Here is a 25,677-nt window from a genome sequence, read left to right on the forward strand (position 1 = left end):
GGTTTTTTAAGTGGACTTACGTGCGTTTATGGACGCTTGACCCCAGTTTTGACCTGCAAATATGGGTTTTGCTGGGTGAGAGCATGAGCAAGACCACCCAGTAAAGGGCAAACCAACAAAAACCCACACAGCCTAGTTGAGGTGGTTTGTGCCGTTTACGCCCGCTTCAGTACCGGGGATTCCACGCTCGGCGGCTCGCTTATCGGCCATGGCAATCAGGCGGCGGATACGGCCGGCGATAGCATCTTTGGTCATGGGTGGTTCAGCCAGGCGGCCCAGTTCGTCTAAGGAAGCCTGCTTGTGGGCAACACGCAGTTCACCGGCGTAGCGCAGGTGCTCGGGCACCTTATCGCCCAGGATTTCCAGAGCCCGTTCAACGCGGGCACCGGCGGCGACAGCGGCCTGGGCTGAACGGCGCAGGTTGGCGTCGTCGAAGTTAGCCAGGCGGTTAGCGGTCGCGCGAACCTCTTTACGGGCGCGGCGTTCCCGCCAGTTGTCGAGGGCGTCAACAGCACCCATGCGCTCTAGCAGCAGGGAGATGGTCTCACCGTCGCGCACGACCACCCGGTCTACTCCGCGTACTTCGCGGGCCTTGGCAATCACGTCGAGTCGGCGTGCGGCACCGACCAGGGCCAGGGCAGCCTCGGGGCCGGGGCAGGTAAATTCCAGGGCGGACGAACGCCCGGGCTCGGTCAGCGAACCGTGAGCCAGGAAGGCCCCGCGCATGACAGCTTCAGCATCGGCCAGGGAGCCGTTAACCACGGCAGGGGGTAGACCGCGGACGGGGCGACCGCGTCCGTCCAGCAAACCGGTCTGACGGGCTAGCGCTTCGCCACCCTGATCAACGCGAACAACGTAGCGTCCGCCCCGGCGCAGCCCGCCACCCGAGATAGCGGTAATGGAAGCCTCATGGCCGTACATTTCGGCGATGTTATAGCGCAGGCGCTCTGCTGTAGTTTCAAGGTCAACTTCAGCCTCGACCACGATTTTTCCTTGCACAAGGTGCAGACCGTTCGTGAAGCGCAAGATTGTGGCCACCTCAGCTTTGCGCACGGATGAGCGCGTGGCTTCGTAGTGTGCCAGCTCTTCTTTGACCGATGCCGTCAGGGCCATGCGGGTCTTCCTCCAAAATAGTGTCTGCTCTTGTAAGCGAGGGTGCCGGTGTGTGGTCGGCGTTAGTGTTTGAAGACGTGCTTGTAGGCAGCTGCTAGTTTAAGGGGGTCGTGGACGCCGGGTTGGTCGGCTTCCGCTACATCAGCCCAGAGCACCTTCGCCCCTAGCTGGGCCGCTACGTCTTCAAATGTGGTGCGCTCTCCTGCGGTCGCAGGATCAGCGATAACTGTATTAACCCTAATTTCTGGAACGTATTCACGCAAAACGAGCAGGTGGTCTGCGGCACTCATACCGCGGGTTTCTTTACCGTCAAGCTCCAGGTTCATGACCAGGCAAATCTGGGCGCTGGTGTTGAGTATGGCGTCGCGTAGGCCGGGCAGGAGCAGGTGCGGGAGCAGGGAGGTGTAAAAAGAACCCGGCCCTAGCACTACCCAATCGGCCTCATGCACCGCGCGGACGGCGTCCGGGCAGGCTTCGGTGTTCTCGGGGAGCAGGCGGACCTTGTCCACACGCCCTGCCTTGGCGAGGGTTGCCTGGCCCTGGACGGTATCGCGGAAGGTCACCCCGTGGTCGTTGGTGGTGACGATATCGCCTTCAATAATCAGGGGCGAGGTAGCCATGGGCAGCACTCGCCCGCGGGCATTGAGTAGGGCCCCGGCCCAGTCCAGCCCGGCGATGGTATCATCCAGAAGCTCCCAGAGGGTGACAATCAGCAGGTTACCCAGGGCGTGGTTATCGAGGGAGGTGGGGCGATCTGGGCTTCGAGGAGTGAAGCGGTGCTGCATGACGTCGCGCCAGGTGTGCCCCCAGTCGGTATCGTCGCACAGGGCCGAAAGAGCCATGCGCAGATCGCCAGGTGGCAGCACATCCAGCTCTTCGCGGAGCTTACCCGAGGAACCCCCGTCGTCCGCCACGGTTACCACGGCGGTGAGGGCGGTGGTGATGAGCTTGAGAGCAGAAAGGGAGCCGTAGAGCCCGTGGCCGCCGCCCAGGGCAGTGACACGCACGGGCAGGTCGTGCCCCTGGGTGGTGATGGGTAGCAGACCGGTTTCGGGGAACCGGCTCATACGAGTTGCCTCAGACATTATTCACGCCCCATATCGCGGTGGTGCACGGAGATGTTTACATCTTCCATTTCGCTCAGGCGGCGGGCGACCTCTTCGCTCACGGCAACCGAGCGGTGTTTACCCCCGGTGCAGCCGATGGCAAAGGTAGCGTACAGCTTTCCTTCGCGGCGGTAGCCGGCGATAACGGGCTGTAGAGCAGCGATGTAGTTGCTGATGAACTCTTCGGTGCCGTCCTGGGCAAAAACAAAGTCGCGGACGGCGGCGTCCTGCCCGGTCTGGGCGCGCAGGCCGGGCACCCAGTGAGGGTTAGGAATAAAGCGCATATCGGCCATGTAGTGCACATCGGAGGGGGTACCGTACTTAAAGCCGAAACTCATGACGGTGACGTTGACCAGACGCTCCTTGCCCGGCGCATAGGTTTCACGCACCTTTTTTGCCAGCTGGTGGATGTTCATACCGGAGGTGTCGATAACGTAGTCGGCTTCCTCCTGCAAGCCAGCGAAGATGCGGCGTTCTTCGGCAATTGCCTCAGCTACAAGCCCACCCTGCTGAAGAGGGTGAGGGCGGCGCTGGGCCTCGTAGCGGGCGATGATGTCCTTATCGGCAGCATCCATGAAGAGCATGGAGAAGTCGACATCTGAGGCACGGAGCTTATTGATAGCTTCAGGCAGGTCGGCCAGCTGGCGACGTGCACGAATATCGATACCCACAGCTACTTTGGGGAGTTTGCCCGGTGAGTCTTTGACCAGCTGGGCCAGGGAACCGAGCATCTGAGGGGGGATATTATCAACCACGTACCAGCCCTCGTCTTCGAGGGCGTTAGCTGCTGTGGATCGGCCGGCTCCCGAGATACCGGTAATCACGAGAATCTGCGGCTTGACGGTCTGCTCGCTGGAGGTGGGTGACATGGGTGGGATCTCTCGCTTCCACAAATCATTGGGGTGGTAGTTCTAGCTTAGTGCACGGCTTCATTCTTGGGGTCGCTCTCAGCACCCGGTGTGAAACGCTCCAGAATTTTCTGTGCCATGGCCGGGCCGATGCCGGGCACGGCCTGCAGCTCCTCAGCGCTCGCTTCTGAAAGCTGTTTGAGAGAGCCAAAGTGTTTGATGAGGGCTTCGCGTTTGGCAGGGCCCAGCCCGGGGACGGTGTCGAGGGCTGATTTGACCATTTCTTTACCCCGCTTAGAGCGGTGGAAGGTGATAGCGAAGCGGTGGGCCTCATCGCGAATACGCTGAATCAGGTACAGGGCATTAGAGGTTCTGGGCAGGATAACGGGGAAGTCGTCGCCCGGCAGCCAGAGCTCTTCGAGTCGCTTGGCGATACCGACCACATAGATATCGGTAATTCCCAGGTCTTCGAGGGCCCGAGTGGCGGCGGCAACCTGGGGCTGGCCACCATCCACCACGACCAGGTTGGGCGGGTAGGCGAACTTGGTCGGTTCCTTGGTGTGCAGGTCCTCGTCGCTGATTTGACCGGACGCCCGCACCCGGGCTCCTGGGGCCTCGTCAGTGAGATAGCGGCGGAAGCGTCGGTAGATGACGTCGTACATGCTGGCGGTATCGTCGCGGGCGGCGTCCCCGGTAATGGAGAACTTGCGGTAGTCGCTCTTCTTGGGCAGGCCGTCCTCAAAAACCACCATGGAGGCCACCACGTTAGTACCCTGTACGTGGGAGATGTCGTAGCACTCGATGCGCATGAGGGCTTCGGGCAGTTCCAGGGTCTCTTGGAGCTCTACCAGGGAGGCCGAGCGAGTGGTGAGGTCCCCTGCCCGGCGGGTCTTGTGCAGGGTCAGGGCCTGTTTGGCATTCTCGGCAACGGTTGCCATTAGCTCAACCCGGTCGCCGCGCTGGGGCACACTAATGGTCACCTTGGCTCCGCACACACCCGAGAGCCATTCTTCGAGCTTCTCATGGTTTTCGGGCAGAACCGGCACGTTGATGTGGCGGGGTATCTCGTTGAGGTTGTGGTTGATCTCTTCCTCGGTTGACCCAGCAGCCAGGGCGGCAGCAGCCTCACCATAGACCTGAACCAGTAGGTGGTCGACCAGGGCTTCGGGGGTGGAGTCTTCGACCTTCTCAACAATCCAGCCCCGCTGGCCGCGGATGCGCCCCGCCCGCACGTAGAACACCTGCACCGCAGCTTCTAAGTCATCTTCAACAAAGTTGAACAGGTCGGCATTCACCGAATCGGGCAGCACCACAGCGTTGCGTTCAAAGGCCTTGGTTAAGGCTTCGATGTCATCGCGCAGGCGGGCCGCCTTTTCAAAATCAAAGTCGGCGGCGGCGTCCTTCATCTGCCGGGTCAGGTCGGCAATGAACTTCTCAGCTCCCCCGGCCATGAAGGAGCACAGGTCCTCAGCGATTTTCTGGTGGTCTTCGCGGCTCACCCTACCCACGCAGGGGGCGGCGCACTTGTCGATGTAGCCCAGCAGGCAGGGCCGGTCGGACGCCTGCGCCCGGTTGAAAACGCCGGCTGAGCAGGTGCGCACCGGGAAGACCCGCAAGAGGGCGTCAAGGGTTTCGCGGATAGCCCAGGCCTGGGAGTAGGGGCCGAAATAGCGCACCCCCTTCTTCTTTTCCCCGCGCATGACCTGGGCGCGCGGGAAACGGTCTTTCAGGGTGACAGCCAGGTAGGGGTAAGACTTATCATCGCGGAAGGCGATGTTAAAACGGGGCTTGTATTCCTTGATCCAGGTGTACTCCAGCTGCAGCGATTCGAGCTCGCTGCCCACCACCGTCCACTCCACCGAGGCGGCCGTGTGCACCATAGCGTAGGTTTTGGGACTCAGGGAATCTACGCGGGCAAAATAGGAGTTCAGGCGGTTACGCAGGTTCTTGGCCTTACCCACGTAGATAATACGACCCACCTCATCGCGGAAGCGGTAGACCCCGGGGTTGGTGGGGATTTCGCCGGACGCCGGGCGGTAGGAGGCAGGATCGGCCACGTGTATCAGGTCCTTTGAGCTAGGTCAGGAGCGGCAGGAGCCTCTAGCCCGCGCTGGGTGCTGGGCTAGATTCCCCCGTCGCGTTCTGCTGACGGTGAGACGTTGTATTCGTTTTTGCGGGGCTGGCCAGAGAGCTGGGCGATAGCATCCATAATCTGGTCGGTGGTCTGGCGGCGCTGCTTGCCGCTCATACGATCCCCCAATTTTTCGAAGGTCATGGGCTCCCCCACCCGCACCGTAAAACGGTGGGGGTAGACCATGTTGGAGCCAGGCTTTTGAATCTTATCGGTACCGATCAGGCCGATGGGCACCACGGTGGCCCCGGTCATGTGGGCCAGCCAGGCCACCCCGATTTTTCCCTTATAGAGGTAGCCGTCGCGGGAGCGGGTACCCTCGGGGTAGATACCGAAAACCTTGCCCTCGTTGAGGCGGTCGAGGGCGGTTTCGAGGGCCTTCATGGACTCTTTTTTGTCGGTGCGATTGACCGGAATAATATCAATGACCTGGAAAAGGGTCTTCATGGCCTTGCCCTTGAGACCCGGTGAGTTGACGTACTCAGACTTGGCGAGGAAGGCAACTCGACGGGGCATGAGGGCTGAGATTATCACCGAGTCGAGGAAGGCCAGGTGGTTGGAGGCCACGATGACGGGGCCCTCAGCGGGGAAGTTCTCAAGGCCGGTCACTCGGGCGCGGAAGACGGTACGGAGCAGGGCTTCGACGGTCTTTTGAGTTGCCTTGTATTTGAGGGACATGAGAACTCCTTGGTGCACAGCTGGCGGGGCCTACCGTGGCAGGCACCCCACCCGGGGTATGCTTTTTGAAATTTTAGGGCTGTTTTGACCTATTTAGCATACCCCGGTGGGGTGCTGCTGCCCTAGAGCATCTCAGCTAGGAAACGGCCGGTGTGGGATTCGGGAACGGTTGCCAGCTGCTCGGGGGTACCGGTTGCCAGCACGGTGCCACCGCCGTCGCCGCCTTCGGGGCCCATGTCGATGAGCCAGTCGGCGCTCTTGATGACGTCCAGGTTGTGCTCGATGGTAATGACGGTGTTGCCCTTATCGACCAGGCCCTGCACCACCCCAAGGAGCTTGCGGATATCTTCAAAGTGCAGGCCGGTGGTGGGCTCATCGAGCACGTAGATGGAACGTCCGTTAGAGCGCTTTTGGAGCTCGGTAGCCAGCTTGACGCGCTGGGCTTCGCCGCCGGAGAGGGTGGTCGCTGACTGGCCCAAACGCACATAGCCCAGGCCCACGTCCACCAGGGTGTCGAGATAGCGCGAAATCTTGGTGAAAGCGGCGAAGAATTCGGCAGCTTCAGAGACCGGCATTTCAAGGACGTCGGCAATGGTCTTGCCCTTGTAGTGCACTTCGAGGGTCTCGCGGTTGTAACGCTTGCCCTTGCAGACCTCACAGGGCACGTAGACATCGGGCAGGAAGTTCATCTCAATCTTGAGGGTGCCATCGCCCGAGCAGGCTTCGCAGCGTCCACCCTTGACGTTGAAGGAGAAACGACCGGGCTGGTAGCCGCGCATCTTGGCTTCGGTGGTTTCTGCAAAGAGCTTGCGGATGTGGTCGAAGACGCCGGTATAGGTCGCCGGGTTTGAACGCGGGGTGCGGCCGATGGGTGACTGGTCCACGTGGATAATCTTGTCGAGGTGTTCCAGGCCGGTGATGGTCTTGTGACGGCCCGGCACCTGCTTGGCCCCGTTGAGCTTATTTGCCAAGGAGGTGTAGAGAATATCGTTGACCAGGGTGGACTTGCCCGAACCTGAGACGCCGGTGACGGCGGTGAGCACGCCCAGGGGGAACTCGACGTCCACGTTCTTGAGGTTGTTTTCGCGGGCACCAATGACCTTGATGGTGCGCTTGGGGTCAACCGGACGGCGGGTGGCGGGCACCGTGATGGTGCGGCGTCCGGCCATGAAGTCACCGGTCACGGAGTTTTTATTCTCAAGGAGCTCGGCAAAGGTACCCGAGTGCACGATCTGCCCGCCGTGCTCGCCAGCACCGGGGCCGACGTCCACGATCCAGTCGGCTTCCTTCATGGTGTCTTCGTCGTGCTCCACCACGATTAGGGTGTTGCCCATATCACGCAGCTTAGTGAGGGTTTCAATCAGGCGGCGGTTATCGCGCTGGTGCAGGCCGATGGAGGGTTCGTCCAGCACGTAGAGCACGCCCACCAGGCCGGAGCCAATCTGGGTTGCCAGGCGGATACGCTGGGCCTCACCGCCCGAGAGGGTACCCGCTGAGCGAGCCAGGTTCAGGTAGTCCAGGCCCACATCGAGCAGGAACTGCAGGCGGGCATCAATTTCTTTGAGCACCAACTCAGCGATCTTAGCCTCACGCTCACTCAGGGTCAGCGAGCGCATGAAGGTGAGGGCTTCGCGCATGGGCATGTCGGTGACGTCGGCAATCGATTTGCCGCCGACTGTGACGGCCAGGATGGTGGGGTTGAGGCGGGCGCCGTTGCAGGAGGTGCAGGCGACCTTACGCATGTACTGTTCGTAGCGGTCTTTTGACCAGTCTGATTCGGTTTCTTCGTACTTGCGTTTGATGTAGGCGCTGGCGCCCTCGAAGCCGGAGGTGTAGCGGCGTTCGCGGCCGAAGCGGTTTTTGTAGGCGACGGTGACCTTGTAGTCCTTGCCGTTCAGAATAGCTTTTTTGACCTTGGCGGGAAGGTCTTTGAAGGGAGTGGCGAGGTCGAAGTCGAGTTCTTCGGCAAGACCGGCGAGCAGGCGCAGCCAGTATTCGCTGGTTGCCTTGCCGGTAGCCCAGGGGGCGACGGCTCCCTCGGCCAGGGAGAGGTCGGGGTTGGGCACGATCAGGTCGGTGTCTACTTCAAGGGTGGAGCCGATACCGTCGCAGGCGGCGCAGGCACCGAAGGGCGAGTTGAAGGAGAAAGCGCGGGGTTCTACCTCGGTGACGGCCAGGGGGTGGCCGTTGGGGCAGGCCAGGTTTTCGCTGAAGGAGCGGGTGCGGCCCGGGGCGTCGGCGTCCTCGTCCACGAAGTCGATGAGCACCTTGCCGTCGGCGAGCCCCAGCGCGGTTTCGACGGAGTCGGTTAAGCGCTGGTGGACGCTCTCCTTGATGGCGATACGGTCAACGACAACCTCGATGGTGTGCTTATACTGCTTTTCAAGCTTGGGCGGGTCGGTGAGCTGGATGACCTCGCCGTCCACGCGGGCGCGGGCGTACCCGGCGGTGGAGAGTTCTTTGAAGAGGTCAACGAACTCGCCCTTGCGGGCTGAGACGACGGGGGCGAGCACCTGAAGGCGGGTTTTCTCGGGGTAGTCCATGAGGGTATCAACGATTTGTTGGGGGGACTGCTTGGAGATTTCCTCGCCGCATTCGGGGCAGTGGGGGTGTCCTACGCGCGCCCAGAGTAGGCGCATGTAGTCGTAGATTTCGGTGATGGTGCCGACGGTTGAACGCGGGTTCTTAGAGGTAGATTTCTGGTCGATGGAGACGGCCGGTGAAAGGCCCTCGATGAAGTCGACGTCGGGTTTGTCGACCTGGCCCAGGAACATGCGGGCGTAGGAGGAGAGGGATTCGACGTAGCGGCGCTGGCCTTCGGCGAAGATGGTGTCGAAGGCAAGGGAGGATTTGCCTGAGCCGGAGAGGCCGGTGAATACGACCATGGCGTCACGGGGGATATCGAGGTCGACGTTTTTGAGGTTATTTTCGCGGGCGCCCTGCACACGGATATGGGTGAGGTCGTTGCCGGTGGGTTGTGTGGCTGAGCCTGCCATGAGTCACCTATCTAAGAGAATGTTTCGAAGATATATTCTATAGGGTTTGCATGAGCGATGAAAGCGTCTCCCCCTCCCGGTTTGTACCGTACCCTGCTCATTCTGGGGTCCTAAAATGGGCAGGGCATGGTACAAAGGCGGGGTGAGAGCCTAGAATGGGGCCATGAGTGACCTAGCCAATACCCTGATTTTTGAGTCCAATGCCCTGACCGTGCGGTCCATTGCGGTATCGGAGATGGAAAACAACGTCTACCTGCTGACCCACCGGGCAAGCGGTGGGCAGGTGCTGATTGACGCCGCGGACGATTTTCCCGCCATCAGCACCTTCGCCCAGCAGGCTGCCGCCGCTGACTCCCCCGCTACCCACGACCAGGCGGGAGGCGGCGTCCGCGCCCTGGTAACCACCCATTCCCACTGGGACCATATCCGTGCCCTGCCCGATGCTGTTGAGGCCTGGGACCCGGTAACCTACTGCGGCGCCCCCGATGCTCAGGCTATCGCCGAGCAGGAAGGCGTAGAGGTTGAAGAGCGTCTGGTAGGCGGCGAGTGCCTGACTTTAGCCGGCATTGAGCTTGAGGCGATTGCCCTGCGCGGGCATACCCCGGGTTCAATTGCCCTGGCACTGCGGGAATCTGAGGGGGCGGACGCCGGTGAGCGGGTTCTGCTGTTCACCGGAGATTCGCTCTTCCCGGGCGGGGTGGGTAAGACCAACTCTCCCCAGGATTTTGAGCAGCTCTTTGCCGATGTTTCAGAGCGCATCTTCGGCCGCTTTGACGATAGCACCCTGGTGCTGCCGGGCCATGGCGACTCCACCACTCTGGGCAGGGAACGCCCCCAGCTGCCTGCGTGGAAGGAGCGGGGCTGGTAGTAGAATCAACGTAAAAGCACTAACCCTCAACAGAAAGATGTGAGATGACCTCCCCAGCAAACTCAGGAGCCCATCAGCAGGCCCTCGCGGCATTCAAGGACATTGTGGGCTCTGACCACGTGCTCACCGCAGAGCACGCGACCATGCCCTACAGCAAGGGCTACCGCTTCGGCGGCGGCCCTCTGCTTGCCGTCCTCCGCCCCACCACCCTGGTGCAGATGTGGAAGGCGCTCCAGGTCTGCGTCGACCACAACCTCATGGTAATTCCCCAGGCCTCTAACACCGGTCTGACTGGCGGTTCCGGCCCGGGCTTCCAGGACTACGACCGCCCCATCGTGCTCATCTCAACCCACCTCATCAATCAGGTGCACCTGATCAACGACGCCCACGAGGCCATCTCCCTGGCGGGCGCCACCCTCACCCACCTGACCGAAGAACTGGCACCGCACGGCCGCGAACCCCACTCGGTGATTGGGTCCACCTCCATCGGTGCCTCGGTCATCGGCGGTATCGCCAATAACTCCGGCGGCAGCCAGATTCGCAAGGGCCCGGCCTTCACCCGCGAAGCCATCTATGCCCGCGTCACCGAAGAAGGCAAGGTCGAGCTGGTCAACCACCTGGGTATCTCCCTGGGCGACGACCCCGAGGTCGCCCTCGACCGCCTGCAGCGCGGCGCCTGGTCGGCGGACGACGTCACCCCCGCCCCTGCCGACAGCAGCGAGACCGAGTACGCCGCCCACCTGCGCAAGATGGAGCCGACCCCCGCCCGCTACAACTCCAACCCCGAGTACCTGTTTGAGGCGTCCGGATCTGCTGGCAAAATCATGGTCTTTGCCGTGCGAACCCGCACCTTCCCGCTCGAGAAGAACCCCGCCATGTTCTACATCGGCACCCACAACCCTCGTGAGCTCGAAGAAATCCGCCGCATCTTCCTCGAAGCCGACATGCCCCTGCCCATCTCGGGTGAGTACATGGGCCGTAGTGCCTTCGACCTGGCAGAAAAGTACGGCAAAGACACCTTCGTCTTCCTCAAGTACATGAGCTCTGCACTGCAGACCCGCATGTTTGCCTTCAAAACCTGGGCTAACGGGGTCTTCGGTAAGGTTCCGGGCATTGGCCCCACCTTCGCAGACACCGTCTCCCAGCGTATCTTTGACCTGGTCCCCAGCCAGCTACCCAAGCGCATGCTGGACTACCGCGACCGCTTCGAACACCATCTGCTGCTCACCGTCAGCGAGGCCCAGAAGCAGGCGACCGAAACTATGCTTAGGGACTTCTTCGCGGCTCCCGAGCACGAGGGCGACTTCTTCATCTGCACAGCGGACGAGGCACAGAGCGCCAACCTTCACCGCTTCGGCGCTGCCAGCGCCGCCACCCGCTACGCCAGTATGAAGCGCAAGGAGCTGGGTGAGCTCATTCCCATCGATGTTGCCCTGCGCCGCGATGACTGGGACTGGCTAGAGGTACTGCCCCCTGAAATTGCTAGCCAGCTGGATGTTACCGCCTACTACGGCCACTTCTTCTGCCACGTCATGCACCAGGACTACGTCGCTAAGAAGGGCGTTGACCCCCATAAGCTGCACGATGATATTCAGGAGCTGCTCGAGGCCCGTGGCGCTAAACTGCCGGCTGAGCACAACTATGGGCGTCTCTACCACATGCCCGAAGCTATGGTGGAGCACTTTAAGCAGCTTGACCCCACGAACACCTTCAACGCCGGCATCGGTGGCACCTCCCCCAAGAAGGACTGGGCATAAACCCCCTACAAAGGAAGAACGCCGCCGCCCCTCCCCTGACCGGGTAAGACGGGCGGCGGCGTCCTTTCGTGGGTAAACCCTGGATGGGGTTTAGAAGAGGCCGACCATGGTGCCGTTCTCGTCAAAGCCAATTCGCTCGGCAGCCGGGGACTTGGCCAGGCCCGGCATGGTACGCATGGTACCGCAGATAGCGTAAACATAACCGGCACCGGCAGCTAGGCGCACCTCGCGCACAGGCAGGGTCCAACCGGTCGGGGCCCCCTTCAGCGAGGCGTCAGCCGAGATGGACAGGTGGGTCTTGGCAATGACAACCGGCAGCTTGCCGTAGCCCAGCTCCTCGTAGCGGGCCAGCTGCTTGGCCGCAGCGGGGGCGACCTCAATGCCCTCCGCGCCGTAGACCTTGGTGGCGACCTTCTCAATCTTGGTGGTCAGGCTGTCTTCGTCCTCGTAGGTGTAGGTCAGCTCGCTCACGTCATCACAGGCTGCGGCGACGGCGTCCGCCAGCTCAGTCACGCCCTTACCGCCCTCGGCAACGCCGCGGTGAATCGCCACGCGAGCGCCGGCCTCCTCGGCAATGCGGCGGATCGTCTCGTGTTCTGACTCGAAATCGGTGGGGAAGGCGTTGATAGCAACCACCGGCTGCACGCCGAAGGATCGCACAATCTCGATGTGCTTGAGCAGGTTAGCGGCGCCTGCCTCGACGTCCTCAGTGTTCTCTGCCAGCAGGCCCTCGGGCAGGGGCTTGCCGGGCACAATCTTGTAGCGGCCCGAGTGAGACTTGAGGGAGCGGACAGTGACCACCAGGACGGCGGCGTCCGGCTTGAGACCGGAGATGCGGCACTTGACGTTAAAGAAGCGCTCCGCACCCATGTCTGCGCCGAAGCCGGCCTCGGTAATCACATAGTCGGCGTGCTCAAGACCAACGTAGTCAGCGACAACCGAGGAGTTGCCAGTGGCAATATTTCCGAAGGGGCCTGCGTGAATCAGGGCGGGGGTCTTCTCGAGGGTCTGGAGCAGGTTGGGGTTGATAGCGTCAGCCAGGATGACGGCCATAGCGCCGTCGGCCTTGAGGTCGGCTGCGGTGACGGGGTCCCCGTCCACATTGAGGCCAATCACGATCTTGGCAAGACGTTCCTGCAGGTCGGCGAAGCTGGTGGAAAGCGAAAGAATCACCATGATTTCGCTGGCTGAGGTGATGTCGAAGCCGGTTTCGCGGGGCACGCCGTCCATGCGCTCACCCAGACCGATAACGATGTTGCGCAGGGCGCGATCGTTCATGTCGATGACGCGGCGCCAGGTGATGGCGCGGGTGTCGATGCGCAGTTCGTTGCCGTGGTGCAGGTGGTTGTCGATCATGGCAGCAAGCAGGTTGTGGGCTGCGGTGACGGCGTGGAAGTCACCGGTCAGGTGCAGGTTGAGCTTCTCCATAGGGACGATCTGGGAGTAGCCGCCGCCTGCTGCGCCGCCCTTGATGCCGAAGGTGGGGCCCATGGAGGGCTGACGTAGGGTCAGCATGGCCTTACGGCCGGTTGCTGCCATACCCTGGGCCAGGGAGACCGAGGTTGCGGTCTTACCTTCGCCAAGAGGGGTGGGGGTAACGGCGGTGACCACGATGTACTTGGAGCCGCGGGCCAGGGCCTTTTCTGCGGTGGTGTCGTCGGTCAGCTGCACCTTGGCAACGTACTTGCCGTAGGGCTCTAGGCGATCTTCATTGATGCCTGATGCCGCGGCAATCTCGGTAATCGGCTGCAGGGTCGCTGCCTGGGCGATTTCAAGATCAGAGGGGAAGGGCTTGCTCATAATGTGAACTTCCTTGTTAACTAGCTTATCTGCCACCACCCAGTTTAGTGCCCTGAGTCATGTTGTGCAGACCCAGCACACTCAACACACCTCAAGGAATACTCAAATTTTTAGAAGAGCTACCAGGCCCGCCACCCCTAGGACAGGTAGCATACGCCAGCCGTCGGCATGAGGTAATGTTGAGCGCATCACTACACATTGAATTTCGCCAGCAGACATACATCTCAGAGGAAAGCTTCATGTCAGTTCTTGATAGGTCAGCCATCATTGCGCCCGTCACTTTTAACCGCTGGTTCATGGCGCCAGCGGCACTTGCCATTCATCTCTGTATCGGGCAGGTCTACGCCTGGTCAGTTTTCAAGACCCAGCTAGTCACCCACTTTAGCTCAACCGAAACCGCGGTGGGCTGGGTCTTCTCTCTTGCCATCGCTATGCTGGGCATCTCAGCGGCCATCGGCGGTACCTGGGTGGAACGAGTTGGCCCTCGCAAGTCGATGCTAACGGCGGGAACCTGCTGGGTTCTAGGCTTTCTCATTGCGTCTCTGGGTGTGACCACCAACCAGCTGTGGTTAGTTTTCCTGGGTTACGGTGCGCTCGGCGGCGTTGGTCTGGGTCTGGGCTACATTTCCCCGGTATCTACTCTCATGAAGTGGTTCCCTGACCGCCCGGGCATGGCCACCGGGCTTGCCATCATGGGTTTTGGCGGCGGTGCGCTCATCGCTTCTCCCGTATCAGCCCAGCTCATGGAACTCTTTTCAGGCTCAGCCGAAAAGACAGAACAGGCATCAGCGCTCGTCCCCTCATTCTTGGTTCTCGCTGCCTCCTACGCTCTTATTATTCTGCTGGGCGCTTTCGTCATCAGGGTCCCCCACCCCGACTGGAAGCCCGCCGGTTTCGACCCGTCCCAGCAGAAGCCCAACACCATGCGCACCAATAAGAACGTCACCGCAGCCCAGGCTATCCGCACTCCCCAGTTCTGGCTGCTCTGGACGGTACTGTTCACCAACGTCACCGCCGGTATCGGTCTGCTGGAATCAGCCTCCCCCATGATTCAGTCCTACTTCCCCATCTCCGCTGCAGCGGCAGCCGGCTTCGTCGGTCTGCTGTCCCTGGGTAACATGGGTGGCCGCTTCATCTGGTCATCGACCTCAGATATCATCGGCCGCAAAAACATCTACATGATGTACCTGGGTGTGGGGCTGGCTCTGTACATCATCTGGGCGCTCTTCGGCAACGTCAGTCTGGTGCTCTTCATCGCTACCGCTTTTATCATCATTTCCTTCTACGGCGGTGGCTTTGCCACTATCCCGGCCTATCTGCGCGATATATTTGGCACCCTACAGGTAGGGGCCATCCACGGCCGTCTGCTAACCGCCTGGTCAGCTGCGGGCATTGCTGGGCCGCTCATCGTCAACCTGGTTCAGGACACCGTACGCGGCGGCAACCCCGATGCCTCGGGTGCCGAACTCTACCAGCCCTCCCTCTTCATCATGGTGGGTGTGCTGGCAGTTGGGTTCATCGCCAACCTGCTGGTCAAGCCGGTGAACGAGAAGCACCATGCCTCAGAGAAAGACATAGCCAAGCTGGCGGGCCACGGGAAGCTAGGTACCTCCGACCAGCAAATTAGGGTCAACGCCGGTGGCCCGCTGCATACCCTGGCAGCCTGGGCCCTGACCCTGCTCGTCACAAGCGGCTTGGTCTATGGCCTGGCCCAGACCGTGATTCGCTCACTGGCGCTTTTTAGCTAAAGACCAGAGGCCCTGCCCTGACGGCTCCCCTTAGTCAGGGCGAATAAAGCCCAGACATCTTAGACCTGTGAGGTTTCTTAGGCGCGGGCAAAGATTTCTGCCGGGGTCCCCTCTGCAACCAGTTCACCGTTTTCCAGGAGCACGGCCCGGTCAGCCAGTGAGGCGATGCGGGCATCGTGGGAGATGATAATAACGGCCCGCCCCTGCATCACCGCGGCCAGGGACTGGCGGGCATCCGCCAGTTCCAGCTGGGTGGTTGATTCATCCAGAATCACCGCGTGGGGGTTGGCAGCCACGATGCGGGCTAGACCCAGCTGCTGAATCTGGTCGCGGGTGAGCTCTGTGCTGCCGCCATCGACCCGGCCCTCCAGCCCCTCGGGCAGGTCATCGACCCAGGTGGCGCCGACCGCCCGCAGGGCGGTGAGCATCTGCTCGGCGCTAGCGTCGGGGGCTGCCACGGTCATGTTCTCGGCCAGGGAGCCGACAAAGACGTGGGCCTCCTGGGTGCAAATCAGCAGGGCGGGGCGTCCGCTGGCATCGGGCTGGGTGGGGTACAAACCGTTGCCCACTAGCTGACTACCGACCTGCACGGTGCCGCTGTCTGCGGTGAGCGACCCGGCAATCAGGCGGGCAAGGGTGGTCTTACCCGAGCCGGAGCGTCCTACCAGGGCAAGGCTCTCCCCCGCCGCCAGCTGCAGGTCCACCCCCTTAATCACGGGGGCGTCCGGGTCGTACCCGTAGGTTACGCCCTGCAGACTAATGACCGGGGCGGACGCGCCCTGCCCGGGCAGGTGCGCCGGGGCAGGTACCTGCCCGGCGGCACGGCGGGCCTGCTGCTGGTTCGACAGGTCGATAACGCCAAAGACGCGCCCCATGGTGACGGTCATTTCGCGCAGGCGGTCGAGCCAGAAGGTGAAGATATCCGAGTTGTCGCGCATAGTGAAGAGCATGATGGAGGCAGTTGCAACGTCGCCCCAGGTCGCCCAGCCCTGCTCCACGCAGTAGGCGCCCCAGACCATGGAGAGCACCAGGGGCAGGAAGGAGTTGAAGGCGTCCACGGCCCAGAAGATGGAGCGCACCACGACCATGCGGTCGCTGATCTCAAAGGTTTTCCAGATGCGCTCATCCTGCACCCGGGCACGGGCCTCAGTGATCCCCAGCTCTTCAACGGTCCCAGCACCGCGAATATTTTCGGTTGCTACCACGGTCAGATCGCTGACCGCCTCGGTCTTTTCCCGGGTGAGCTTGGCGATCCGGGGTAGGAAGATCGAGAGCACGATGGTCATCACGATAAACATGGGCACGGTCACCAGGCCGATGGCCGGGTTGACGGTGAAGATGGTAGCTGCGGTAATCAGCATGTAGATGCTGATATGGGCGAATTCCGGCAGGCCGGTGGCCAGCACCTGGCGCACGCTGTCGACGTCGTCGGTCAGGCGAGCTACCAGGTCGCCGGAGCCGGCGTCCTCAACGGTTTGGGCGTCCAGCTGCAGGGAGGCCCCAACCAGGTCAATGCCCAGGTCGCGGTTGAGGCGCACACCCATTTTCTGTCCCTGGAAGGTCCAGGCACGGGCCAGCAGGGCACCGGCGACCACAGCAAGGCCAATAACCGCTAGCTCTGCCCAGGGGTAGCCGGTCAGCTGCCCGGTGGTAGCCCGGTCAATCAGCTGCCCCACCATAATAGGGGTCACCAGGGTAGCCACGGAGCTAGCCACAAACAAAACCACCAGCCAAATCAGCTGCCAGGGGGTTTTGAGAATCGAGCGGGCCAGCAGCCTCCAGGTAGTCTTACCGTCGGTAATGGGGAGGAGGTTAGCCACGGGCCTCACCTGCTTTCAGTCGTCGCTCAACCTCCATGGTGGTTGAGACCAGGTAAATCTGGCGGATGTGTTCGAGGGGGCCGGGCTGGCCCGTATGGGTTTCGAGCTGGTCCAAGATGAACTTCTGGCTGGGTTCGTCCACCGAGTTCAGCGGTTCGGTGAGCACCAGCACGGACGCCGGTTGGGACAGTGCCCGGGCCAGGGCCAGCCGCTGCCGCTGGCCACCAGAGAGGTTAGTGCCTTCTGAGGCCAGGGTGCTGGCCAGGTACTTTTCGGGGTCGCGGCCACCGAGTCGGAAGGCGATTTCTTCGGAGTCGGTGAGCTTCAGCAGCTCAATCATGCGCTCCCGGTTCAGCCCCTCGGTGCCCATCTGCAGGTGGTCAGACAGGGAGCCGGCAAAAATCATGGGGTTGGGTTCCGAAAGAAGCACGCGCTCGCCCCCGGTGAGGACGCCCGCCGCCTGTTCCCTGCCCGGGGCAGGTTGAGTTTGGCGTAGGGCTTCGGTCAGAGCTTCGGCGTAGTCCTGGGCTGGCAACCCGGCTTCGCGCGGGTTGATGTAGTGAACCGGGGTGCTGGCCCGGGGAACCTCAACCAGCGCCTGCCCTGCTGCGGCGCTGGTCGCCGGGGCGGGGGCGTCCTTACCCTCTACCTGAGAGTTACCCTCAACCTCAGCCGCAAGTCTATCTACACGCTTGAGGGCAACACGGGCATTGCGCCAGTTAAAGAGCAGCATCTCCACCGACCAGATGGGGCCGGTTAGGGTGTTAATCAGACCAACCACTGTGACCAGCTGACCCGCGGGTACCTCTGTTATCCAGGTGCCCTCAGGGGCAGCCCCACGCAGGGCCAGGGCGATTACTACCCAGGTTACGGTACCTACCAGAAAATTACGCACTGCATAAGACCAGGTCTGCACGCTCTCCAGGCGGATCTGGGAGGTGTAGACATCCTGGGCCGTTGCCCCGTAGCGGTCCATCATGCGGCGCTGGGCGCCCAGGCCCAAAATAGTGCGAATCGAAGAGGCAATATCTGAAGCCCGGGAGGTAGACACCCCCACCTTGTCACGGAAAATATCCGCGTGCTTTTCCAAGAGTTTGGAAATCCAGGTGAGGGTCAGCATGGTGAGAATCAGCCCGCCCAGAGCCACCACCGCAATCGCCGGGCTAATGCGCCAGAGCTGCCAGGTGCCCAGGGCGGTCACGCCCACCGCAGAAAAAGCCATAATCATGGGCTCCCACATCTCGGCCATTGCCCGGGCGTCCTTATTCAAAATCGCAATGAGGGCACCGGTATCGCGGTTGGGGCTGCGGGAGATTAGGTGGGCGATGTAGAGCCGCCAGTCCCTCTCGATGCGGGCTACTACCCTAAAGGTGATGCCCCAGCCCACGAACTCAACGACCGACAGGTAGACCACCACGCCCACCAGCAACCAGACCAGTCGCCAGGCGCCTGCCTCATCGCCTGAGGTGTGCAGGTCGATAATCGTGCCTACCAGAACCGGCAGAAAGACCAGGGCGAGGGAGGTCAGAATATCGAGTGGGAAGGGCAGAAAGAAGAGGGGCCGCCAGCGGAAGCCCGGCGGGGCGATACGGAACTTAACTTTTTCTTTGGGCGTCTTTATCTCGTCAGTCATCTCAGCCATCAGGCTACTCTTTCAGCGTGTGCGTGCGGGTGTGCAGGTCGTGTGTGAGGGAAAAACCCGCAGGGCATAAAATACCTACCGGGTTCGCTTGCCCCGATAGGTGTGTCTACGTCAGGTTATCGTACTCGTCTAACCGGCAGTCGGGCTAGAAGCGAGCGCACCATCGATGTGTCTACCCACGGGGAGGCTGTTGAAGGGAATAGGTCGATTATTCATTTCGCGGGCCTCCTTTCGTGAGCTAGATATGCGGTTAAGTTCTGCCCTTTACCTTAGAACACTCTAGGCAGGTTTGACAAGCGTCATACCCGCCTTTATCTTGACCGGTCTATTAAACTAGAAGAACCATGAAGATTCTTCCCTTTCTCTCCCCCTCTTTAGCCGATAACAGCAAGCCCTATTTCCGTGGCGATTTTGCCTCTAACCCGCTCACGGGCGATGAAGCCTACGAGGCCTTTCTGGCTTGGATTGAGGCTCGCGGCATGCAGCTCTACCCGGCCCAGGACGAAGCTGTGCTTGATTTGGCTGCGGGCAACAACGTCATTTTGGCGACCCCCACGGGGTCGGGTAAGTCGACGGTGGCGGTTGCGGCTCATTTTATGGGTTTGGCGACCGGCCAGCGCTCCTACTACACCGCCCCTATTAAGGCCCTGGTGTCTGAGAAGTTCTTTGATCTCTGCGAGATTTTTGGGGCTGAGAACGTGGGTATGGTGACCGGCGATTCTTCTATTAACGCCGATGCCCCCATCGTCTGTTGCACCGCCGAGATTCTTGCCAATATTGTGCTGCGTGAGGGTGAAGGGGCTGATCTGACCCAGGTGGTCATGGATGAGTTCCATTTCTACTCTGACCCCCAGCGCGGTTGGGCTTGGCAGGCTCCCCTGCTTGACCTGCCCCAGGCCCAGTTCCTGCTTATGAGCGCAACCCTGGGCGATACCAGCCGTTTTGAGCGTGAGCTGACGGAGCTCACCGGGCGGCAGACCTCCCTGGTCACCAGCGAGACCCGCCCCATTCCGCTCAACTACACCTACTCCCGGGAGCCCCTGGTTGAGAAGGTAGACGAGCTAGTGAGCACCCACCAGGCTCCGGTCTACATTGTGCATTTCTCCCAGCTCCAGGCCATCGATACAGCCGCTTCGCTCATGAGCCTGGCTATTGCCTCTAAGGAAGACAAGGAGCGTATCAACGAGCTGACCGCCGGCTTCCGCTACTCGGCGGGCTTCGGTAAGCAGCTACAGAAGTACATCAAGAACGGTATCGGCATTCACCATGCCGGCATGCTGCCCAAGTACCGTCGCCTGGTGGAACAGCTAGCCCAGGCGGGCCTGCTCAAGGTCATTTGCGGTACCGATACGCTGGGTGTGGGTATTAACGTCCCCATCCGCACGGTGCTCGTAACCGCCCTTTCCAAGTTTGACGGGCAGCGCACCCGCCGCCTGAAGTCCCGCGAGTTCCACCAGATTGCAGGACGCGCGGGCCGGGCTGGCTTTGACACGGCCGGTTACGTGGTGGTTCAGGCCCCCGAACACGAGATTGAGAACGACCGGCTTGAGGCCAAGGCCCGGGAGAAGTTCAACGGGGATGAGAAGAAGATGGCCCAGTCGCTGCGGGGTAAAAAGAAGAAGCCCCCGCAGGGCTTTGTGGCATGGAGCGACAAGACTTTCGAGCAGATTATTGCCGCAGAACCCGAACCGCTGACCTCGTCCTTCCAGATGACCCACTCCATGATGCTCAATATGCTGCAGCGTGAGGCTGACCCCTTTGAGACCGTCATGCTCTTCCTCACCGCCAACCACGAGCCGCCGATTAAGCAGCGTGCCCTCAAGCGCAAGGCGATTGGCATCTACCGGGAGCTGCTCAACGGGGGCGTGGTGGAGCGCCTGCCGGAGCCCGACGAGTTTGGCCGCACCGTGCGCCTGACCGTCTCGCTGCAGGAGAACTTCGCCCTGAACCAGCCGCTCTCCCCCTTCGCGCTGGCTTCGCTGTCTCTGCTCGATAAGGAGTCGGAGTCCTACGCTCTCGATGCTGTCTCGGTGATTGAGTCCACCCTGGAAAAGCCCCGCCAGGTGCTGATTGGTCAGGAGAAGAAGGCTAAGAGTGAGGCCCTGGCCGAGATGAAGGCTGAGGGGCTGGACTACAACGAGCGTATGGCTGAGCTCGACAAAATCACCTACCCGCAGCCCCTGGCTGACCTGCTAGAACAGGCCTTTGAGACCTACTCGGCGGGCGCTCCCTTTATGAAGGAGTTTGAGGTAGAGCCCAAGAGCGTGGTGCGCGATATGTATGAGCGGGCCATGGGCTTTGGCGACTACATCCAGTTCTACGGGCTTGAGCGTTCCGAGGGTATTCTGCTGCGCTACCTGTCGGACGCCTACAAGGCCCTGCGCCAGACCGTGCCCCTATCTGCCCTGACCGATGAGCTCACCGACGTGATCGAGTGGCTGGGCGAGGTTATCCGCCAGACCGACTCATCCCTGGTGGACGAGTGGGAGCGCCTGGCCGCCGGCGAAGAAGGCATCCCCGTACAGGACTCTCTCGAAGAGCTCGTTGCCGAGTCTACCCCCAAGGTGACGAGCAACGTCCGCGCCTTTAAGGTGATGGTGCGCAACGCGATGTTCCGCCGGGTGGAGCTCTTTGCGGACGAGCGCGACCACCTCCTGGGCGAGCTGGACGGCGAACGCTCGGGTTGGGACGCCGACCGCTGGGCTGAGGCGATGGACGACTATTTTGAGGAGTACGAGGATATCTATACGGACGCCGAGGCCCGCTCCCCGCGCCTGATTGAGATTGATGACAACACGGCTGAGCACCCCGGAGTGTGGAAGGTTCGTCAGGTTTTTGCCGACCCCGACGACAACCACGATTTCGGGATTGTCGCCAGGGTCGACCTGGACGCCTCAGACAAGGAAGGCGCGCCCGTGGTGCTGATTGAGAGCGTGGGGGCTTTCTAGGCCAGCCCCCGCCGCTTCAACAACGGGGCCGTGTCGGCCTCGCGTCCGGTCATTGCTTTGAAGGCCTCGGGGATGGGCTGGGTTCCGCCGACCGCCAGAATATGGCGGCGGAAGGCGTCCCCATTCTCACGGGTTAGCCCACCGTTAGCCTCATACCAGGCGACCGTATCCGCATCGAACACCTCAGCCCACAGGTAGGAGTAGTAGCCCGCCGCGTACCCGCCACTGAAAGTGTGGTTGAGGTAGCTGGTGCGGTAACGGGATTCCACCAGCTCGTGCCACAGCCCTAACTCGGTCAGGGCCTGCTGCTCAAAAGCCCTGGGGTCTTCTACCGGGGTGGCATTCCTCTGGGCGGGTAGCTTATGCCAGGACCAGTCCAGGGCAGCGGCACGCAGGTACTCCACCGTGGCCTGACCCTGGCCCCAGGTTTCAGCCGCGAGTACGGCCTCAATCAGATGGGCAGGCACCGGCTCCCCGGTCTGGTAATGCACAGCGTAGTTAGGCAGAATCTCCGGGTGGAGCATCCACATCTCATTGACCTGGCTGGGGTACTCCACGATGTCCCGCTCAACGCTGGCACCCGACAGGGAGCGGTACTCCGTATCAGAGAGCAGGCCGTGCAGGGCATGCCCGAACTCGTGAAAGAGGGTATTGACCTCGTCAAAGGTAACGAAAGCCGGCTGCCCTTCAGCCGGGGCCGGAATGTTGAGGTTATTGACCACCACCGGGCGGGTACCCTCAGCCCGGGACTGGTCAACAAAGGTGTTCATCCAGGCCCCACCGCGCTTAGTATCACGGGTAAAGAAATCCCCCAGGAAGAGCCCCAGGGGGCTGTCATCGGCATCAAATACCTCCCAGATACGCACCTGCTCGTGGTAGCCAGCAAGATCAGTGCGTTCGGTAAAACTCAGCCCATAGACCCGACTGGCAGCATAGAAGACCCCGTCCTCAAGCACCCGGTTGAGCTCAAAGTAGGGTTGCAGGGATTCAGGGTCAACAGCGTATTCCCGGGCTTTGACCTTCTCTGAGTAATAGGTCATGTCCCAGGGTTCGAGCTTGTCTATACCGTCCTCAACTGCCAGCGCCGCAATCGCACGGGCCTCCCGGTCAGCATTCCGCATAGCCGGTTCAATGGTCTGAGCAAACAGTCTCTCAACGGCTTCGGGAGTTCCTGCCGTGCGATCAGCAACCGCCAGTGCCGCAAAAGAGTCAAAACCGAGCAGGGCAGCTTTTTGCGCTCGCAGGGCTGCAATCTCAGCAGCCATAGCCCAGGTCTCATTGCCTCGTTCTACGCTGGCGGTATAGACGCGCTGGCGCACCGCCCGGTCTGAGAGGTGAGCCAGGGCAGGCTGCTGGGTATAGAGCTCAAAAGTAAGAAGCCAGCCGTCCTCATGCCCGGCGGCAACAGCTGCCGCGCGGGCAGCATCCTTATTTGATGCGGGCATACCGGCCATATCAGCTTCATCGGTGATCAGGACGGCCGCCGCATTCAGGTCCCGAGTAACCTGCTGGCCGTAGGCGGTTTGGGCCTGGGCAATAGCAAGGTTCAAGCTAGCGAGTTCCTCACGGTCAGCATCGCTCAGGGCAGCTCCGGCTAGGGTGAAGCTCTGGTGAAGTTTCTCGGTCAGGCGCACCTGTTCGTCCGTCAGCCCTGCCTCATGACGGCCCCGGTAGACGGCATCGAGCTTAGAGTAGATAGCGGGGTTGAGGTAGAGGTCATTCTCAAGCTGGGTGAGTTTTTCGGTGATATCCCCTTCGAGGGCTAGCAGTTCGGGGGTGCCGTCCGCCGATACCAGGTTGTAAAAGACCTTGGTGGTTCGTTCGAGGGTATCGCTGGGGCGTTCCAGCGGGGCAACCACATTATCGAAGGTGGGCTCATCGGTGAGCTCTGCGATTGCGGTATAGGTTGAGCGGGCTTCAGCCAGACCAATCTCTAGTGCGGGCAGGTAGTGTTCTGCACGGATTGCAGCGAAATTGGGCAGACGGTAGGGCAGGGAAGATTCTGTGAGCAGGGGATTCTGTGTCATGCAGATAGGTTACTGCATTTGCACCCTGAATCGGTAACCTCAGTCACATTCTAGGGGTGCTCTCGCCTAAAGCGGTCACATTAGAACTTCTTACGCACCACCTCTGAGCCCGTGCCGGGAAGCTAGGGTAGCCTATCGGTAGAAGAAAGACCTTACTTGTGTGCAAAGGAGCCCCATGCCTACCCACCCCCGCCTGCCCCAGCCGACCCACCGCGTCGGCGCCACCCACACCATCGACTCCCTCAAACTGGTAGACCACTGGTTCACCGTACCCCTAACCCACGGGCTCATCTACGGCAAGGGTGAAGCGGCAGCCCTGGAATCCCGCTTTGCCGACCAGACCATCACTGTCTTCGCCCGCGAAGTTATCGACACCTCTGATGCCCTCACCACCCCCGTCGAGGAGCGCCCCTACATGGTCTACCTGCAGGGCGGCCCCGGCGGCAAGAGCCCCCGCCCTATCTCTGAAGGCGGCTGGGTACAGGAACTTGCCAAGACCCACCGCCTGATTCTGCTGGATCAGCGCGGCACCGGCAATTCCACCCCGCTCTCTGCCCGCATCATCACCGCCCAGGGCAGCCCCGAGGTACAGGCTGAGTTCTGCGAGCTCTTCCGCGCCGACTCCATCATTGCCGACGCCGAGGTCGTCCGCGAAATCCTGCTGGCCGACCGCACAGACAAGCGCTGGTCGACCATGGGCCAGAGCTTCGGTGGCTTCTTGACCCTCTCCTACCTTTCCTTTGCGCCCGAGTCCGTCAAGGATTCCCGCATGACCGCCGGGCTTGCCCCCATCCGTTCCCACGTGGATGACGTTTACCGCTCCACCCTCGACCGTATGAAGGAGCGCACCGAGGAATACTACGGCTGGTACCCCGAAGATAAGGACCTGGCCGTCCGTATCTGCGAGCACCTGGCTAAGAACGAGGAATACCTGCCCACCGGCGAGCGCCTGACCCCGCACCGCTTCCAGATGCTAGGCAATATTCTGGGGGGTAACGGCCGGGCTAGGGGCCTGCACTATGTACTGGAGTCGGCTTTTGCTGAGTCTGATAAGTGGCTCTCTGACCAGTTCCTGACAGAGGTTAGCGCCCAGGTCAGCTTCCAGGCTGGCCCCCTCTACGGCCTGCTACATGAGACGATTTATGCGGACGGCCCCGCCCAGGAGCTGGGGGGAACCTCGCCCTCTGCTTCACCGACGAACTGGTCTGCAGCCCGCATGTACGCGGAGCGCCCGGACTTTGCCGAGGACGCCTCTCCCCTGCTGCTGACCGGTGAGCATATCTTCCCCTGGTATTACGAGGAGGACCCGGCTCTGCGTCCGCTGGCTGGGGTTGCCCAGCTGCTGGCTGAGAAGAAGGACTGGGGCCGCCTCTACGACCACGACCAGCTGGCCCGCAACGAGGTGCCCCTGGTTGCAGCGGCCTACGTGCCCGATGTGTACGTGGATTACGCCCATTCGATGAAGACCGCCGAGTTTGTGGGTAACACCCGTGTGTGGACGTCTAAGACCCACCACCATGACGGTCTGGGTGCTGACGGCCCCCTGATTCTGGGCCACCTGAAGAACCTGCTGGCTGATATGCGCTAAGGGAGTTTAGCTATAACAAGAAGGCCGAGGGGTGCAGCTGCACCTCTCGGCCTTTTTATTCAGTGATGGGTTGGGGAGGCCTGCTGGTCTTGTTCCCAGGCCCGGTGGGCGTCGTTGGCGGCAGACGTTCCTCTTGTCATGGCAGCTACCACCATGGCGATGGTGGGAAGAGTCAGAAAGGTGAGGCCAACCGGAATAACTGAGGAATTGTGGGACATCAACCCCAGGGTCAGGACGACGGCTGCCCCGGCGATCTGAGCCCAGGCGCAGATTCGCAGCGCAGGGGCAATCGCCCTATGGGCCGCGTACCAGGCGGCATCCGACTGCATGGTTGCTGCGGTGCGGACGCCCACCAGTCCGTTACGGCGCAGGGTGCCGGCTGCACCCATGCGGGCTATGGCCAGAAAGAGCCCACCCAGCAAGAGCAGACAAAAGACCAGGGGTAGATACTCGGTTGCAGACATGGACACTCCCTTCTTGGGCAAAAACAGGGGTTAAGGTCAATTCTACTCAAACCTGAAATCTAGTTCTAGAGCTCCAATCCTTATGACACCGCCACATGCAAAGACCGCTGGCCCCTTCCCTCTCGGGATGGGGCCAGCGGTTG

At 61.3% G+C, this 25,677-nt stretch carries 16 protein-coding genes; 5 read left to right on the forward strand and 11 right to left on the reverse strand.

The features are described from left to right. Positions 1-132 precede the first annotated feature (132 nt). The 6 genes from whiA to uvrA all read right to left on the reverse strand — a co-directional run bounded on the left by whiA (position 133) and on the right by uvrA (position 8,872). Positions 133-1,113: a DNA-binding protein WhiA gene (gene whiA, locus HWU94_RS06370; RefSeq protein WP_185172980.1), complete on the reverse strand. Its 981-nt coding sequence runs from the start codon at positions 1,111-1,113 to the stop codon at positions 133-135. A gap of 62 nt (positions 1,114-1,175) precedes the next feature. Then, the gene (yvcK, locus tag HWU94_RS06375; RefSeq protein ID WP_409348787.1) at positions 1,176-2,198 is read right to left on the reverse strand and encodes a uridine diphosphate-N-acetylglucosamine-binding protein YvcK; all 1,023 of its coding nucleotides are present in this window, start codon (positions 2,196-2,198) and stop codon (positions 1,176-1,178) included. Beyond that, complete coding sequence (gene rapZ / locus HWU94_RS06380; protein WP_185172981.1) at positions 2,198-3,088, reverse strand: RNase adapter RapZ; 891 nt, start codon at positions 3,086-3,088, stop codon at positions 2,198-2,200. The genes yvcK and rapZ overlap by 1 nt, the downstream gene beginning before the upstream one ends. Before the next feature lie 47 nt (positions 3,089-3,135). Then, positions 3,136-5,124 (reverse strand): excinuclease ABC subunit UvrC, encoded by a 1,989-nt coding sequence (gene uvrC / locus HWU94_RS06385; RefSeq protein ID WP_185172982.1) that lies wholly within the window; start codon positions 5,122-5,124, stop codon positions 3,136-3,138. Positions 5,125-5,189: 65 nt separating this feature from the next. Continuing rightward, positions 5,190-5,876 (reverse strand): 1-acyl-sn-glycerol-3-phosphate acyltransferase, encoded by a 687-nt coding sequence (locus HWU94_RS06390; protein WP_185172983.1) that lies wholly within the window; start codon positions 5,874-5,876, stop codon positions 5,190-5,192. A gap of 122 nt (positions 5,877-5,998) precedes the next feature. Further along, positions 5,999-8,872 carry an excinuclease ABC subunit UvrA gene (gene uvrA / locus HWU94_RS06395; protein WP_185172984.1) on the reverse strand — a complete coding sequence of 958 codons (2,874 nt, stop codon included), beginning with the start codon at positions 8,870-8,872 and terminating at the stop codon, positions 5,999-6,001. Between the two features lie 163 nt (positions 8,873-9,035). On the opposite strand from uvrA, the gene HWU94_RS06400 reads away from it, so the two are divergent. Next, on the forward strand, positions 9,036-9,740 hold the full coding sequence (locus HWU94_RS06400) for an MBL fold metallo-hydrolase (RefSeq protein WP_185172985.1): 705 nt from the start codon (positions 9,036-9,038) through the stop codon (positions 9,738-9,740). A gap of 44 nt (positions 9,741-9,784) precedes the next feature. Beyond that, positions 9,785-11,497 (forward strand): D-lactate dehydrogenase, encoded by a 1,713-nt coding sequence (dld, locus tag HWU94_RS06405; protein ID WP_185172986.1) that lies wholly within the window; start codon positions 9,785-9,787, stop codon positions 11,495-11,497. A 90-nt stretch (positions 11,498-11,587) separates the two neighbouring features. Here the strand turns inward: dld and HWU94_RS06410 are convergent, their stop codons facing one another. Further along, entirely contained in the window at positions 11,588-13,297 is a 1,710-nt protein-coding gene (locus HWU94_RS06410) for a formate--tetrahydrofolate ligase (RefSeq protein WP_185172987.1), read from the reverse strand. A gap of 239 nt (positions 13,298-13,536) precedes the next feature. On the opposite strand from HWU94_RS06410, the gene HWU94_RS06415 reads away from it, so the two are divergent. Further along, positions 13,537-15,045 carry an OFA family MFS transporter gene (locus HWU94_RS06415; protein WP_185172988.1) on the forward strand — a complete coding sequence of 503 codons (1,509 nt, stop codon included), beginning with the start codon at positions 13,537-13,539 and terminating at the stop codon, positions 15,043-15,045. A gap of 77 nt (positions 15,046-15,122) precedes the next feature. Here the strand turns inward: HWU94_RS06415 and HWU94_RS06420 are convergent, their stop codons facing one another. Together HWU94_RS06420 and HWU94_RS06425 are read right to left on the reverse strand one after the other, a co-directional pair. Then, a complete protein-coding gene (locus tag HWU94_RS06420) occupies positions 15,123-16,865 on the reverse strand; it encodes an ABC transporter ATP-binding protein (RefSeq protein WP_185172989.1) in 1,743 nt (580 codons plus the stop codon). Beyond that, complete coding sequence (locus HWU94_RS06425) at positions 16,858-18,507, reverse strand: ABC transporter ATP-binding protein (protein WP_185172990.1); 1,650 nt, start codon at positions 18,505-18,507, stop codon at positions 16,858-16,860. Before HWU94_RS06425 ends, HWU94_RS06420 begins: the two co-directional genes overlap by 8 nt. A gap of 344 nt (positions 18,508-18,851) precedes the next feature. Here HWU94_RS06425 and HWU94_RS06430 point away from each other — a divergent pair, with 344 nt between their 5' ends. Beyond that, positions 18,852-21,455 (forward strand): RNA helicase, encoded by a 2,604-nt coding sequence (locus tag HWU94_RS06430; protein WP_185172991.1) that lies wholly within the window; start codon positions 18,852-18,854, stop codon positions 21,453-21,455. Here the strand turns inward: HWU94_RS06430 and HWU94_RS06435 are convergent. Continuing rightward, a complete protein-coding gene (locus tag HWU94_RS06435) occupies positions 21,452-23,482 on the reverse strand; it encodes a M3 family metallopeptidase (protein WP_185172992.1) in 2,031 nt (676 codons plus the stop codon). The two genes, HWU94_RS06430 and HWU94_RS06435, sit on opposite strands and share 4 nt — an antisense overlap. 175 nt (positions 23,483-23,657) lie before the next feature. Here HWU94_RS06435 and HWU94_RS06440 point away from each other — a divergent pair, with 175 nt between their 5' ends. Continuing rightward, on the forward strand, positions 23,658-25,070 hold the full coding sequence (locus tag HWU94_RS06440; RefSeq protein ID WP_185172993.1) for an alpha/beta fold hydrolase: 1,413 nt from the start codon (positions 23,658-23,660) through the stop codon (positions 25,068-25,070). A gap of 59 nt (positions 25,071-25,129) precedes the next feature. Here the strand turns inward: HWU94_RS06440 and HWU94_RS06445 are convergent, their stop codons facing one another. After that, the gene (locus HWU94_RS06445; protein WP_185172994.1) at positions 25,130-25,534 is read right to left on the reverse strand and encodes an SdpI family protein; all 405 of its coding nucleotides are present in this window, start codon (positions 25,532-25,534) and stop codon (positions 25,130-25,132) included. Between the last annotated feature and the right edge of the window lie 143 nt (positions 25,535-25,677).

The sequence above is a fragment of the Rothia nasimurium genome, from assembly GCF_014217215.1.
Taxonomy (GTDB): domain Bacteria; phylum Actinomycetota; class Actinomycetes; order Actinomycetales; family Micrococcaceae; genus Rothia; species Rothia avistercoris.